Source organism: Bacillus cereus group sp. MYBK5-2 (assembly GCF_051915685.1).
GTDB classification, from domain to species: domain Bacteria; phylum Bacillota; class Bacilli; order Bacillales; family Bacillaceae_G; genus Bacillus_A; species Bacillus_A cereus.
Genome location: NZ_JBQAFE010000010.1, coordinates 18,307 through 32,256 on the forward strand (window position 1 = coordinate 18,307; position 13,950 = coordinate 32,256).

The window sequence follows — 13,950 nt, forward strand, 5'->3', positions numbered from 1 at the left end:
AATAAAAGCCAAATAGACGTTCATAATGAACGACTATTTGCATCTAACGAATAATTAGAATGTTTTTCATGTTATTCTATTTTGTTTAATCCCGTTGAAGTAACTTGATAGGTTCTTTTTTTGCCTATATATTCTTGTTTATTATTCTCAAGATTAATAAGTGTAGCGCGTATCTTTTCCTTTACTGCTTCCCCTTCTATATGGGTAAACTCAATGTAATCTCCCACTTTTACGGGCACAGTTTGGCTTTCAGCAGTTTGCTGTCTATTTCCCACGATTTCCTTATTGTACAAAATACTACCGGTTGAATTCTTTACTGTAATACTTGCATACGTATTATTAAAGTAAGAATGTGGTACGCCCGCTTCTAAATTCACCTGCATTTTCTCTGTTGTCTTATCATAATCTACTTTTGCGATTTCTCTATCACTATATCCTTTTAAAGACCACCCAAAATGATTTCCATCTAAAACCGTTGTTTCTGGCATTTTCTCTACTTTCTTCAAGCCTTCTTTTGTAACTTGATATCTTGCTGTTTTTCCAATGGTTTCATTTTTGTTATTTTCAAGGTTAATTAAAGTTGCTCGCGTTTTCTCCTTTGTTGCTTCTCCTTCTATATGGGTATATTCAATGTAATCCCCTACCTTGACGGGCACAGTTTGGCTTTCAGCATTTTGTTGTTTATTTCCCACGATTTCCTTATTATACAGAACGTTACCAGAAGAATTCTGGACCTTAATACTCGCATACGTACTAGCAAAATAGGAATGTGGTACACCTGCTTCTAGTTTTACCTTCATCTCTTCTACCGTTTTATCATAATCTACTTTTGCAATTTCTCTATCACTATATCCTTTTAATGACCATGCAAACTTGTTTCCATCTAAAATTGTTGCTTCTGGCATTTTTTCTACTTTCTTCAGGCCTTCCTTTGTAACTTCGTATATGGATTTTTTTCCAAAGCTCTCTTGTTTACTATTGTCTACATTTGTAAGAGTAGCTCTATGTACACCTTCTAGATGTGTTAACTCTATATAATCGCCTACTTTGACTGGAACTTTTTGCGATTCAGCATTTTGCTGTTTGTTTCCATAAATCTCTTTGTTATAGACCACTTTACCTGATGTGTTTTGCACTTTAATACTTGCATATGTACTATCAAAGTAGTCATGTGGTACACCTGCTTTTAGATCAATTTGCATTTCTTCTGTTGATTTATTTAAATTTACTTTCGCAAATTCAAAATCTCCAATCCCTTTCAGCGACCATGCAAATTCATTACCTTCAAAAATGTTTGGAGATTCATTTTTGATTTGTACCTTTTTCTCAACAGTTTGATCAAATATATCCGTTAATACAATTTTTGCATAAGCATTTGTTGGTAATGATATAGATTGACTGATTCCATTTTGATAAGATTTAATATCATTAATTACGTTAATAGGTTGGCCCGTCATATTTTCATTGTTATAAATTTCAATTTTCCCCTTAAATTGCGGTGTACTATTTTCTTTTAGTTTCCAAGATACATTTAATTTTTCATTTTCATAATATATAGATTGAATATCAAAATCTAGTTTTCCTATTTCAGGTTGAGTAGGTTGATTTAGCGTGAATATTTTTCCTGATCCAATAGTAGACTGCGTATTACCTCCTGCTTTGACCCATACATATTCTGAAGTAGACCCTCCATCATATTGATAAGTATTATCATGCGTTCCAGAAATACTTTGATTATTCCAATAACTCCATTGTTTATCAACTAATTTTCGGCTATAACCATTTTTCAGGCGCGCTTCTCGAACATTCTGTCCACTATCAGCCCAGTCTTCTTGAAACATTCCAAATCCATGATTAAATGCAACATTAGCAACCGGAAAGTCCATAATTGCAATTTGATGCCATTTATTCTTTGTTACATCTTTCATCCATTGTCCAAATTTAGTATGACCATTTTCTTGCCATGAACGCATTGTCATTGTGTACCAATTGTAGTCTTTCCAACCATAAGTTGTTTGAACCTTCATTCCTGTTCCTTCTCCTCCAAAGGGTCCAGCTTGCGAATTCGGAGATAAGTATTCGGCCTTTATTGCTTCTTTAGAGGAAATTGGATCCCATAAGGCAAAATGTAAAGTACGTTTTCCATTTTCATCAAACCCACTTTGTTGTTGAAAACCAGCATACCCTCCAGCTTCACCACCTGCATTCCAGTTGTGTACAGCCCAGTACGTATAAGGTGGTGTCTGAACTGGTGACCAGTCTATACTAATAATATCTGAGGCAGGTATATTTTGGGGACTCACATAAACTGCTGGAGCAGCTGAATGTGTTGCAGCTCTAGTTTGCAAAATAGACGTTCCAAACATAGAAAACATGCTACATGCTGCGGTCATTATAATAACTTTATTAAATCTTTTCTTCGTTTTCTGACTAATCACTAATCTACATCCTTTTCTAATTTTTATTAATAACTTAGTAGAGAAATCTATCAAAATTCAAGCAACATCCAGTAAATCTTTAAAATACTGCCCCAATTTCATGTTTTTCTATCTTCACATCTGATTCTTACATGTTATTTGACTATAAGTGGTTTCCATAAAGATAACGCAAATATCCAATTCGGGTCACCATTTCCTTGATGATTTTGAACCGCTTCATACACTGTCCCTTGATGTTCTACTTTATCGCCCTTTGTATATGCCTTCTTTGGATCCCATTTTTCATAAGATACATTTTGATGTTTGGTTTTTACCGAAAGAATTTCACTTTGAATTGATGTATTTCCAGCTGCATCTACAGCCTTCACTGCATATTTATATTCCTTATTAGCTGTTAAGTTTTGATCAATAAATGTCGTTCCTTGTACGGTTTGAATCAATTGTCCATCACGCAATACCTGATATTCTTTTACACCTATATTATCTGTAGAAGGATTCCATTTTAGTTCTACACTGTTAGAAGTAAGGTTGCTTGCATATAATCCTTGTGGCTGTGTGGGAGCTTCTGTATCTGGCTTTGGATTAACAATTTGATTTACTTTTTTCAGGCCATCCTTTGTAACTTCGTACATGGCTTTTTTTCCAAAGCTCTCTTGTTTACTATTATCTACATTTGTGAGAGTAGCTCTATGCACACCTTCTAGATGTGTTAACTCAATATAATCTCCTACTTTGACTGAAACTTTTTGCGATTCAGCATTTTGTTGTTTATTTCCATAAATGTCTTTATTGTATACTACTTTCCCTGTTGCATTTTGTACTTTAATACTCGCATATGTTTCATTAAAATAATGATGCGGTACGCCTGCTTTTAAGTCTACTTGCATTTCTTCTGTCGATTTATTGAAATTAATTTTAGCAAACTCGAAATCACTAATTCCTTTTAGTGACCATGCAAACTGGTTTCCTTCTAAAATATTATTTACATTAGGCATATCTGGTTTAATTGGATTAGAATCCGTACCCTTCCAAATCTCTGCTGTTAAAATTGGATATCCTAATGCAGCTACTTTTTGAATGGTATCGTTATTTGGACGTAATCCCCACTTCTCAAAGAAAGGAATCAAATTTTGTTTGGCTACTTTTGATGCTGAAATCATAAATAATTGTTTTTTATTTTCATCAGTTTGTGGAAGTTCACTTGAAGGCATGTCTCTATACAATTGATGCAATTTAGGATAGAAATCCTCTCCATACGCTAACTGTAGTTGCCAAAGCATAACAAGCTTTACAAAAACATCGCTAATTTCATCATAATTTTTATTCACTTGTTCTAAATATTGAAATGCTTTTGGATAAATTCCACTTTTCTCTAAGTTGGATGGTTGATTAAATGCTTTTTCTACAGAAAGGCTGTATATATTATTTTGTACTTCTGTCATATTATAAAACTTCCAGGGCGATTGTTGTCTCAAATGTCCTGCCTCATGCCAAGGGCCCCAGCCATCTGTTATAAATTTATTAATATCTAACACGTATTGGATTGCATCTCCTACATATGCTGTTCGATAAGAAGTTGCATACATATAATAATCAGGAGAATGATTTTCTTCTACGTAATGAACATAATGTTTATCTACTTGTTCTTCAGATAATCCAGCTACTTTGTCTTGAATCCGAGTAGCTTCATCCATCTTTTTTAAGAGTTGTACAGGATCTGTATTAGAACCCAACAAATATTTCTTAACACGTGCAGGGCTGGCCGTAATTAATACACGTTCGCCTTTTAACTCCACTGCATGTGCATTAGGATACTGGTCCAGCATGTTTATTAAATCTTGTTTCGTATGCTTTCCTAGTTCAAAGAAAGGCGTAGTCGTTCCACCTGTTGTGATTGTTGTTCGAATGGTACCACCTTGTTGTTTATTATAAAAATAAATCAGCCCCCCATTTGGAGATTGGATTGTGTTTATACCAGGTTTTAATGTGAATGATTTTATCTTAGAATCTTCTCTCCAAGAAGCATCATACGAATACGTTCCAATATATACCTGAATATCTTGATTACCTTCTACATTAATCTTTATTTGTTCATTTGGCTTTGCATATAAACCAGTTGGTTCATATGGACTAAATGCCATATTTTTTCTTTCCTGTTGTTTCAGTACCTCAACATCCCCTTTTCCTGGGACCATAAATACTCTATTTTCTGATTTAACTGACTTTTCACTTTGCAGTGATGTCGATAAATTTTTTTGCTGCTCCTTTTGCTCCGCAAAGACATCTGATGAAGAAATCATTCCAATCGCAAGCATAGTTACTGTAGCAGTAGCTGCAAGTATTTTTCTAGTTTTATGTTTTGAATTATTCCCCATATTAACTCCCTCATTTTTCCTTATTACTCTTAAGGATTTTTTGTTTTCTTCTTCATGTTTTTACAATCTAAACTATTCATACTATTTAAGTTGTGTCTATTACTCTATATTTTTTCATAAATATCTCCTTTTCTTTATGTATTATTGTATATAAATGTTATTTGATGACACATTAAATAACAACTTTACGATAAACTCATCGATAACAGCCTATTATGTTTTGATTCTGTATTCTAAACTTCCATCCAATTAGAGAAATATATCCAATTGGGGAAATAAGTAAATAAATTACAACATTTAAAGGTTGGGATCTCACGAAAAATTCATAAAACTTATTTACTTTAAAGGTTTAAACAATTGTGACCACATTTGTTTGAACCTCCACAATTTTTTTCTAAGCTATTCTCTAAAAATCTTATTTTTCGTTGTAAATAAACCTGATTGGTACTCTTTATGCAAAAGAAAAGATGGAATCTTTAATTCAACTCCACCTTTTTTCGAAATAAAAAGCATCTAATTCTATTTGAATTAGATGCTTACATTTAGTCCTTAAGCCTAATATTCTAAACTATTTACGCGTTTCTAAATCTTTTTTTATTACATCCCAGATTGAATTATCTTGACGCATCGGTTTACCCTCTTCATCCCATTTTATTTTTTCTGTTCCCAATTCATAATTCATCCCTGTCCATGTGTCTTCACGGAATGCATAGAATGATTTATGCCATCCTTTTTGGTTAAAGATAGAAATAAGATCTTGTATGTATTGGGTAGCACCTGGAACAGTACGGTTAATTCCAAACTCCTCTGCAATAATTCGATTAGATGGTACATGATTTTTCTTAGACCATTGTTGAATTGGCTTCAAAAACTTCTCTAATCCCTGCTTATTCCACATTACAGGTTTCTCTAAGTCTCCTACTTTTACTAATCCTGGATATTGATATTCTTTATTTTTCTTTTCACCTTGACTCGTTAATTCATATGGTTCATACATATGAAATGCGTAAAGCGTTTTTTTATCCTTTACTGGCTTTAAGTATTTAAAGGCCCATGGAGTAGCATATAAACCTGAATCTAAAATAACCGGTGTTTCTTGGTCTACTTCACGAATGGAATTGATTACCTTTTGATAAAATCTGTTTAAATCCGCTGTCGTTCCCTCCACTTTTGCATACCATTTCTCGTAATCTTCCGTCCAAAAATCATTATATCTATTATTTTTAGCTGTTTCTGGATGTGGTTCATTTATAATATTATAACCAACCACCGCGGGGTGATCTTTTAGTTCCAAAGCTAGGTCCTTCCAAAATTGACTTGCTTGATCTTGATACTTCTCTTCTTCCCATATTCTGTCGTCATTCTTATTATTATTAAATTGGCGCCATCGATCACCAGGTAAGGATAACATTGTAAGAACGACTTTCATTCCTTGTGATTGTGCGGCATCTAAATCCGCCTTTAATTTTTCTAGATCTTCCTTTACTAATCCCCGATAGTTATCTGCATTACCTATCAGAAAATCCTTTCCAGAAGTATCTGGTTTATCCTCAAATAGAAAATCTTTATCTTTTGCCCATTTATCAGGTGCTAAACGTACATATTCAATATTAGCTTCTTTTGCACTTTTATAGTTTTCAGGTAATGACGTACTATTCATGAAATTAGTACCCTTTCTTTTCGAATCCCAAAAACTAATTTTTGAATCGCCCTTGTGGTATGTATCAGCTCTTACATTCATTTCCTGTACTCCAAAACTCATCATGCCTAATAACGCAACAATTGGCAAAACTTTTTTCACAACTTTTCCTTCTTTCTCTTTATATTTAACACACATAACATACCTTTGTTTTGTTACAGGAATATGGCAATTCCCCAAAAAACCTTTTATGTTTATAAAGTAGAAGTTCATTTATACTAAAAAAAGATGGAGATATTTACAAAGTTGTTTCATTTTCTAAAAAACAAAAAAGGAATCCTTTACGAATTCCTTTTTGCCTTGCACTCTTTTTCAAATAGTGCATCTTTGCACCCAATTTTATTATAACTTATAATTCGCATAAGATAAATAAGATTAATTGAAATTCACTTCTATATTTTCATAAAACATCATAATTCCTTATAATTTTACAGATAAAATAGCATATTTTTAATAATCATCCCTTGAACATTCCTTTAGTTGTTCCATAGCAATCTTTTGCGCATGTTCCTTACTATCTATCAAAGTCAATCCTTGTGATATATAACTCCAAAATTCATATCCACAATCCTCCATCCATCTATACGCTTCTGTTGTGTAAAGACCATCCTTCCTTTTAATTATTTGAACCTTATAGTTTTTACTTGAAGAAAAAAACTCTTGTATAACCCGCTCCATTGATGCAATATCCCCCTAAAATAAGAGCTAGGCTTTTTCACCTAACCCTACTAATATATTTACCCTTGTTTAATCAATCTCATACGGATATCTTTCTTCCGCTACCGTTACTTTTTCTTTTGCTTTCTTTTCATAGGGTGTTTCATTGTCCCCTATTGATTCTTTCTTCTTGTCTTTCTTGGTGTCTTCTTCCGTCTCTATACCCTTGTACTTGTCATTCTCTTTCTTCTTCATTTCTTCTTCATTTCCTCTTCATACTTTAATTGTGCTAACGCCATTCTTAGCTGTTTCTCAATTTGTTCATCGCTATAATGCAACTGTTTCATGTCTTTTATCATCTTATCTGCTTTAAACTCTTTATCTACTTGTCTGAACTCTGATTGTGTAAGTCCATATGTTTCGGTTGTACAACCTGCTAATAACATAACAGGTAAGGTTAATGTTACAAGTATCTTTGCTTTCATTTTCTGCTACCCCTATAAAAAGCAGCAACTATACAGTTGCTGCTTCTAAAATTTCTTTTTGTATTTCAACACGCTTAACTTGGTGGGGGTCTTTTGAAAGAATTGTAAAAGCATATCCTTCACTAAATAACGTTTGTCCTTCCTGGATATCATAATTCTGCATTAGAATCCAACCACCAATTGTATCAACATCACTATCATTCATATGTAATCCTAACAAATCATTTATTTCACTAATACGCACTTTACCTTCTACGACAATATGATCATTATTCATTTGTTGAATTGGTGAAAGCTCATCACCATCATATTCATCACGGATTTCGCCTACAATTTCTTCTAATATATCCTCAATTGTTACCAAACCAGCTGTGCCACCGTATTCATCATATAACACAGCCAATGGAATACGTTTCATTTGCATTTTTAATAATAAATCATGTATTGGTATGGTTTCTATTGCTTCAATTACTGGACGCGTATACGAGGAAATAGAATTAAATTCTTTTGATTCATTACTTATATAACGAATCAAGAAATCTTTCACATTCACCATGCCGATGATTTCATCTTTGTCTTCTCCAAATACAAGGTAGCGTGTGTACTTTTCATTACGGATTATATTTATATGATCCGCTAAAGAATTCTCTACATGAAGTCCTATAATTTCTGTACGAGGGACCATTATTTCTTTTGCAATACGATTATCAAATTCAAAAATATTATTTACATATTTATATTCAGCTTGATTAATCTCTCCACGTTCATAACTTTCCGAAAGAATCAATCGTAATTCTTCTTCTGTATGTACGACATCATGCTCTGATGCTGATCTTAAACCAAATAGTCTTGTTATCATCCTTGCAGAGCCATTCAACAATCGAATAAACGGATACATGATTTTGTGGAACCAGATAAGCGGAGCTGAAAGCAATAAAGTAACCTTCTCAGCCTTTTGAATCGCAAATGTTTTGGGTGCCAATTCACCAACTACAACATGTAAGTACGTCATAAAAGTAAAAGCAATTCCTAAAGATAATACACCTGCAATGGAAGGGTTGATATTCCACTTATCAAATAAAGGATATAAAAGTCTCTCAATGGTTGGTTCACCTAATGCCCCTAGTCCCATTGCTGTCACTGTAATACCTAATTGACAAGCCGACAAATATTCATCCAGGTTTGACGTTACTTTCTTAGCTGCCAACGCACCCTTCTTTCCTTCTAATACAAATTGATCAATCTTTGATGCTCTTACTTTTACAATAGCAAACTCAATTGCCACGAAAAACGCGGTACATGCGACTAAAACCGCTACCATAATTAAATTAAATATGTCCAACTAATCCCCTTAGTTTTGTAAAAACTAAAGGATTCACCTCCTAATATATTTTCACTTTCCCTACTTACTATTTATTAACTGCGTGTAATATAAGATTGTTTACAATCTACATTCTCAAAATAATAAGAGGTACTCTAAGAAAATCGAGGTTATTTAGCCAACTATCCGAGTCAACGTCTGAGTCCAATACATATCCACCGCCTAAATTAAATTATCTATATGTTAGCATAGGTAATAAATTACAGTCAACACTTATATTTCAAATACTTAGAAAATGATTTAAAGAACTTCCCTCCCATCATTTTCTTCCTGTACTACCTAATGTAGATAACACTGTTTATAACCTAAACACTCCAACTACATTAGGCCGCTACCTCTCTCTTTCATTCTGCGTATTTTTAATTCATATAATAAAATATTTTTTCAAAAACCACTTCATAAAAGAACGTAAGTTCGTGTATAATGAGAACGTACGTTCTTGTTGTTAGGAGGAATTATGATGTATGACTATTCAATTTTACCGAATAGAATCATTTTATGTGTTGATCTTCGTAGCTTTTATGCTTCTGTTAGTTGCATCAAAATGGGATTAGACCCACTTCATACAAAATTAGCTGTAGTCGGTGATGTGAATAGGAATGGATCCATTGTTTTAGCCGCAACTCCACCTTTAAAAGCAATGGGAGTAAAGAAGTTGGCAAGGCTATACGAGATTCCTCGGCAAAAAGATATCCTTATTGTGAATCCAATTATGGGAACCTATATTAAGTGCTCCAATTACATAACGAAGTTAGCTCTACAATATGTTCCTATTGAAGACTTTCATCAATACAGCATCGATGAATTTTTTATGGATATTACCGATAGCATCCATCTATTTGCCCGAAATCCAAATGAATTTGCATTACAGTTTAAACGTGAAATATATGAACACACACGAATTGAATGCACAATCGGGATTGCACCTAACCTATTGATGAGTAAGGTAGCTTTAGATATTGAAGCAAAGAAAAATAAAGACGGAGTCGCTTATTGGACATACGAAGATATACCTACAAAATTATGGAGCATACGGCCGCTGAGTAAGTTTTGGGGTATTTCGCATAAAACAGAAACAAAATTAAATCAAAAAGGAATACATTCTATTGGAGATTTAGCTAATTATCCTCTTAAATATTTAAAACAAAGCTTCGGTGTGATTGGAGAAGAATTACACTTACATAGTAATGGGATTGATTTTAGTCGAATTTCAGAGAAATATGTTCCGGTTACAACTTCTATAGGAAAAAGCCAAATTTTAATGCGTGATTATACAATAGAAGAATTTCCAATTATCCTACTGGAACATACCGAAGAAGTTTGCTATCGATTAAGACAACAAAACAAACTTGCTCGAACCGTTCATTTCTCTGTTGGTTATAGCAAGGATAATGCAGGTGGCATTAGAAAAACACATAGTTTAAGCCGTCCTACAAATTTAACAATGGATATTTATCATATCTGTACATACTTTTTACATCAGCAATATACTGGTGAACCCATTCGTAGCATAAACATATCCTTAACAAACCTAATTCAAGAAGGGGAAGAACAAATTTCTCTTTTTGATGATGTCACAAAACGAGAACAAGAAGTGAAGTTGACAAAAGTAATGGATGAAATACGCACAAAGTTTGGGAAAAACAGTATTTTACGAGGGATTTCCTACACGCATAGCGCTACAGCTAGACACAGAAACACACTAATAGGAGGACATAAATCATGAGTAACGCCAATATGCCAAAAGGAAGAGGAATGGTCAAATGGTCTCCGTTCGCAGCAATGCCAGAACAATTCGCCGGAATACGTGAAATAATCAAAGAGAAAAATAAAATAGCACGTCCCATTTTAACCTCTGAAGAAAAAGAACTGATTGAGAACATGCTTTTATGTTCCTTATTATCCGAAGAAGAAATACTAATTACATATTATGAAGGCGGCTATTTACTTACTAACTATATGACCATCATTGATATAGATCCGTTAAATAGCGCTATCATATGTACGGATGCTTTCTATAATAAGTTGACACTACAATTTTCGGATATACTGGATGTAAAATAGAATAGATTTAAACGTTTGGATTGTTATAAAGGAGTGTATAAAATGCAAGGGAATCAGATAAGAAAGAATACAGCAAGAACAGTTATTCATAACAATATAAATAACTATCCCTATTTAAATATACCTATGATTATTAATGAGAATGATGGAATAACTTACGAGGTTTTAAGCACGGGTTTTCATAATAATGATGCAGTAGCAATAATAACAACGGACGGTTTCACTACAACTAGGGTAAATACACCAATCGTAACAGTAAAAAACGATGATAGTAGTATCCAAGTATTCCGTTTACCCTTAGAATTGGATTATTGGGTGCTTTCATGTATGCTTGATGCTTCAAGAGGAAAAAATCCATTCCCATGTAAAGTTGCTTTTGGAATCATTGATACTAAATGTCATGTGGAATTCAAGTAAAAAAGGAGTAAATTAATTTGTTCCTTTTATAATTTGGGGGACATTTATTTTTCTTAAGTTGATGGGCATGTAGCGTTATCCCTCACTATTAAATTTCAAATGCATGAAAATGAGAAAAAGTTTAAAATAATTTATATACAAATGAAATAATCCAGCGAGAGTATCAAACTGTATACAATTTACCTTTTCACACTAAAAAATGATACTAAGGTCATTGAAAGGCACCTCAGGGTGTCTTTTTCTTAATTCTAATCCGCGGTAACAAATTCATATTTTTTATATAAAAAGCGGAAAAAATATTTTATAATTCTATTTAGATTAATATTACGTTTTTAATATAAAACTTATAGAAAAATGGCGGTGATTGATTTTATGTTTAATATTTCAAAGGGTGCGATGATAGATACAATAAACAATATGATTTACAACATTGCTCTTTATGTCTTTGTATTTATTATTTGCATGTGGATTTTAGTATGTATTGTTCGATTATTTGTAAGGGGATTATCTAGAGTAATACCTATAACGTATACACCTTCGTTGCAATCTAAAGGCAATGGAAAAAGAAAACAAAATAAAAAAAGGAATGCGTCTTATAGAGTTCAATCAGTTGGAAAGAAAGCAAATACAAATAAAGTTGTAAATTCTGATTTGGATGATGAAGATGATTTTAACGACTATTATGACGACTACAGTTCCCCTAGCTATTATAGCTCTTCTAATAGTTCAAGTTCTGAAAGTTCATATAGTAACTCCAATTATAACAGCACTTCTAGTTACAAAAATGAAGATTCCTCTAGGTATGATAGTCCTTCTTATAATTCTAGTTATAATAGTAACTCAGATGAAAATGATTATCAATAAAATACTAACTTGCATAATAGTGCATAATCTATTTGTCATAGAAATGCACACATCCATGTATTCAAAATATATTAAATTGCAACAATCATTTTGGTTAGGAATCTTATGCTTAACATTAAACTTAAGATGGTTCCATACGGAGAAAGACGCCTTTGGTGTCTTTTCTTTGTATGGATCAGTACCAAGCTTCTAATATATTACGTAAGAACTTGACGCTATTTTCAATGGCTCAAAAAATAGACAATGATTTTCACTTCCAACTTCACAAAACAATTTTCCCTTTTTGATTTGCTCTATTTGACGATGTTCATGCAAATTGAATCATTCTATCCACTAAACAAGAAATAATTCTCCAAGAGCTGAATATATCAATCAATAAAGCAATTTTTCATATAATTGATTTCTTGTTTCATCTAAACCTATATCCTTAGACTTCTACCCTTGAAGTATCCTTTACGGATAAAACATTCCTTCACTACTACATCAATTAAATCTTTTCTTGCTGCAGTAGTTTTTCTAATTCATGAAGAAATGTATGAGTTTTCTCAACATCCTTTAAGATATCCTCTAGGTTCTCATTTGCTACAAAATCTCTAATAGAATGGTTAAAAACCATTAACCTACCATATCTATGCTCTATTTCTTTAAACCACACTTCTTTTTCCAAAAGCTTAAAATTTTTACGAATGACTTTTCCCCTTTTTGAAGGGATGAACATAAAGAGGCCTCCTAATACATCACCAATTACATCTCCCATGTGAAAACCTCCTTTTTCTCTATTTTAACACTTAGAAAAAACGATATATATTAGCATTTCCAATACACTTCAAATAAAGATTTGTTACCAATTAGAGTGAACGGTAGAACTTGCGTTATTGTTTTTTCTTATCTCGACAGAATACGACATCACCATTTACCTTAATTTGGTATAATCATCTGTGGAATTTTACAATTTTCAAAATGGAGGAATTAAACATGTTCAAAAAGTTGAGTACCATTGCATTAGGAAGTGCTTTAGCGATGAGTCTAGTTGCTTGTGATGATTCGTCAAACAAAGCTTCTACAGAAAAGAAAGATGAACCAAAACAAGAGGCTAAGAAAGAAGCAAAACAAGACCAAAAACAAGAAACGAAAAAGGACGATAAAAAGAAGATAACGGTTGCCGATGTGGATACTATTAAAACTGGTGATCCTGTAACTGGTGAAGGCGGAGATAAATACGAGGATCTAGTTGCTAAATATGGCGAACCTGACATCAAATCTGATTCTACAAGTAAAAATGTAAAAACGTATACTGCTAGTTGGAGTAAAAATGTAAAAGGTGGCACAGGAGCTAATTTCACCGTTAGTTTCATTGAAAAAAATGGTCAAAAATTAGCAGTAAGTAAAACTCAAATAGGGATGGAATAAATAAAATATTTTTAAAATCATCCCTAACACAAGGAATATAGATACTTATTTTACTCTCAAAGGCTGAAACATAAACATAACTGCATAACTACTGAAAACAAACATAAGAAAGACGTTCAAATCCATATGGATAGAACGTCTTTTCACTTTACTTCATACA

At 32.9% G+C, this 13,950-nt stretch carries 13 protein-coding genes; 5 read left to right on the top strand and 8 right to left on the bottom strand.

Annotation, left to right across the window (positions count from 1 at the left end):
* Nucleotides 1-71: 71 nt before the first annotated feature.
* The 7 genes from ACTFP3_RS24855 to ACTFP3_RS24885 form a co-directional block, all read right to left on the bottom strand.
* Entirely contained in the window at nucleotides 72-2,438 is a 2,367-nt protein-coding gene (locus ACTFP3_RS24855; RefSeq protein WP_440011496.1) for a putative mucin/carbohydrate-binding domain-containing protein, read from the bottom strand.
* 134 nt (nucleotides 2,439-2,572) lie between these two features.
* Nucleotides 2,573-4,813, bottom strand: coding sequence for a M60 family metallopeptidase (locus ACTFP3_RS24860; protein ID WP_440011498.1), 2,241 nt, complete (start codon nucleotides 4,811-4,813; stop codon nucleotides 2,573-2,575).
* 568 nt (nucleotides 4,814-5,381) lie between these two features.
* The gene (locus tag ACTFP3_RS24865) at nucleotides 5,382-6,650 is read right to left on the bottom strand and encodes a glycoside hydrolase family 5 protein (RefSeq protein ID WP_440011500.1); all 1,269 of its coding nucleotides are present in this window, start codon (nucleotides 6,648-6,650) and stop codon (nucleotides 5,382-5,384) included.
* 312 nt (nucleotides 6,651-6,962) lie between these two features.
* Nucleotides 6,963-7,190 (bottom strand): hypothetical protein, encoded by a 228-nt coding sequence (locus ACTFP3_RS24870; RefSeq protein ID WP_440011502.1) that lies wholly within the window; start codon nucleotides 7,188-7,190, stop codon nucleotides 6,963-6,965.
* Between the two features lie 69 nt (nucleotides 7,191-7,259).
* On the bottom strand, nucleotides 7,260-7,424 hold the full coding sequence (locus ACTFP3_RS24875) for a hypothetical protein (RefSeq protein ID WP_326036598.1): 165 nt from the start codon (nucleotides 7,422-7,424) through the stop codon (nucleotides 7,260-7,262).
* Nucleotides 7,421-7,654 carry a hypothetical protein gene (locus ACTFP3_RS24880; RefSeq protein ID WP_326036597.1) on the bottom strand — a complete coding sequence of 78 codons (234 nt, stop codon included), beginning with the start codon at nucleotides 7,652-7,654 and terminating at the stop codon, nucleotides 7,421-7,423. The genes ACTFP3_RS24875 and ACTFP3_RS24880 overlap by 4 nt, the downstream gene beginning before the upstream one ends.
* Before the next feature lie 28 nt (nucleotides 7,655-7,682).
* Nucleotides 7,683-8,996 carry a hemolysin family protein gene (locus tag ACTFP3_RS24885; RefSeq protein WP_163093269.1) on the bottom strand — a complete coding sequence of 438 codons (1,314 nt, stop codon included), beginning with the start codon at nucleotides 8,994-8,996 and terminating at the stop codon, nucleotides 7,683-7,685.
* Nucleotides 8,997-9,495: 499 nt separating this feature from the next.
* Between ACTFP3_RS24885 and ACTFP3_RS24890 the strand changes: the two genes are divergently transcribed.
* The 4 genes from ACTFP3_RS24890 (at nucleotide 9,496) to ACTFP3_RS24905 (ending at nucleotide 12,380) form a co-directional block, all read left to right on the top strand.
* A complete protein-coding gene (locus ACTFP3_RS24890) occupies nucleotides 9,496-10,761 on the top strand; it encodes a Y-family DNA polymerase (RefSeq protein ID WP_000272552.1) in 1,266 nt (421 codons plus the stop codon).
* A complete protein-coding gene (locus ACTFP3_RS24895) occupies nucleotides 10,758-11,099 on the top strand; it encodes a YolD-like family protein (protein WP_000063577.1) in 342 nt (113 codons plus the stop codon). Before ACTFP3_RS24890 ends, ACTFP3_RS24895 begins: the two co-directional genes overlap by 4 nt.
* A 42-nt stretch (nucleotides 11,100-11,141) precedes the next feature.
* The gene (locus ACTFP3_RS24900; RefSeq protein ID WP_313755485.1) at nucleotides 11,142-11,516 is read left to right on the top strand and encodes a hypothetical protein; all 375 of its coding nucleotides are present in this window, start codon (nucleotides 11,142-11,144) and stop codon (nucleotides 11,514-11,516) included.
* A 354-nt stretch (nucleotides 11,517-11,870) separates the two neighbouring features.
* Complete coding sequence (locus ACTFP3_RS24905) at nucleotides 11,871-12,380, top strand: hypothetical protein (protein ID WP_438882530.1); 510 nt, start codon at nucleotides 11,871-11,873, stop codon at nucleotides 12,378-12,380.
* 487 nt (nucleotides 12,381-12,867) lie between these two features.
* On the opposite strand, the gene ACTFP3_RS24910 is transcribed toward ACTFP3_RS24905, so the two are convergent.
* Nucleotides 12,868-13,137, bottom strand: a complete 270-nt coding sequence (locus tag ACTFP3_RS24910; protein WP_326036595.1) for a hypothetical protein — start codon at nucleotides 13,135-13,137, stop codon at nucleotides 12,868-12,870.
* 218 nt (nucleotides 13,138-13,355) lie between these two features.
* Here ACTFP3_RS24910 and ACTFP3_RS24915 point away from each other — a divergent pair, with 218 nt between their 5' ends.
* The gene (locus ACTFP3_RS24915) at nucleotides 13,356-13,790 is read left to right on the top strand and encodes a hypothetical protein (protein ID WP_440011505.1); all 435 of its coding nucleotides are present in this window, start codon (nucleotides 13,356-13,358) and stop codon (nucleotides 13,788-13,790) included.
* Nucleotides 13,791-13,950 lie beyond the last annotated feature (160 nt).

What these genes read in the sequence shown, in the direction of transcription:
- ACTFP3_RS24910 (WP_326036595.1), bottom strand. Translation starts at nt 13,137, where the DNA reads ATGGGAGATGTAATTGGTGATGTATTAGGAGGCCTCTTTATGTTCATC.
- ACTFP3_RS24875 (WP_326036598.1), bottom strand. Translation starts at nt 7,424, where the DNA reads ATGAAGAAGAAAGAGAATGACAAGTACAAGGGTATAGAGACGGAAGAA.
- ACTFP3_RS24865 (WP_440011500.1), bottom strand. Translation starts at nt 6,650, where the DNA reads ATGTGTGTTAAATATAAAGAGAAAGAAGGAAAAGTTGTGAAAAAAGTT.
- ACTFP3_RS24895 (WP_000063577.1), top strand. Translation starts at nt 10,758, where the DNA reads ATGAGTAACGCCAATATGCCAAAAGGAAGAGGAATGGTCAAATGGTCT.
- ACTFP3_RS24900 (WP_313755485.1), top strand. Translation starts at nt 11,142, where the DNA reads ATGCAAGGGAATCAGATAAGAAAGAATACAGCAAGAACAGTTATTCAT.
- ACTFP3_RS24860 (WP_440011498.1), bottom strand. Translation starts at nt 4,813, where the DNA reads ATGGGGAATAATTCAAAACATAAAACTAGAAAAATACTTGCAGCTACT.
- ACTFP3_RS24905 (WP_438882530.1), top strand. Translation starts at nt 11,871, where the DNA reads ATGGCGGTGATTGATTTTATGTTTAATATTTCAAAGGGTGCGATGATA.
- ACTFP3_RS24870 (WP_440011502.1), bottom strand. Translation starts at nt 7,190, where the DNA reads ATGGAGCGGGTTATACAAGAGTTTTTTTCTTCAAGTAAAAACTATAAG.
- ACTFP3_RS24890 (WP_000272552.1), top strand. Translation starts at nt 9,496, where the DNA reads ATGTATGACTATTCAATTTTACCGAATAGAATCATTTTATGTGTTGAT.
- ACTFP3_RS24915 (WP_440011505.1), top strand. Translation starts at nt 13,356, where the DNA reads ATGTTCAAAAAGTTGAGTACCATTGCATTAGGAAGTGCTTTAGCGATG.
- ACTFP3_RS24880 (WP_326036597.1), bottom strand. Translation starts at nt 7,654, where the DNA reads ATGAAAGCAAAGATACTTGTAACATTAACCTTACCTGTTATGTTATTA.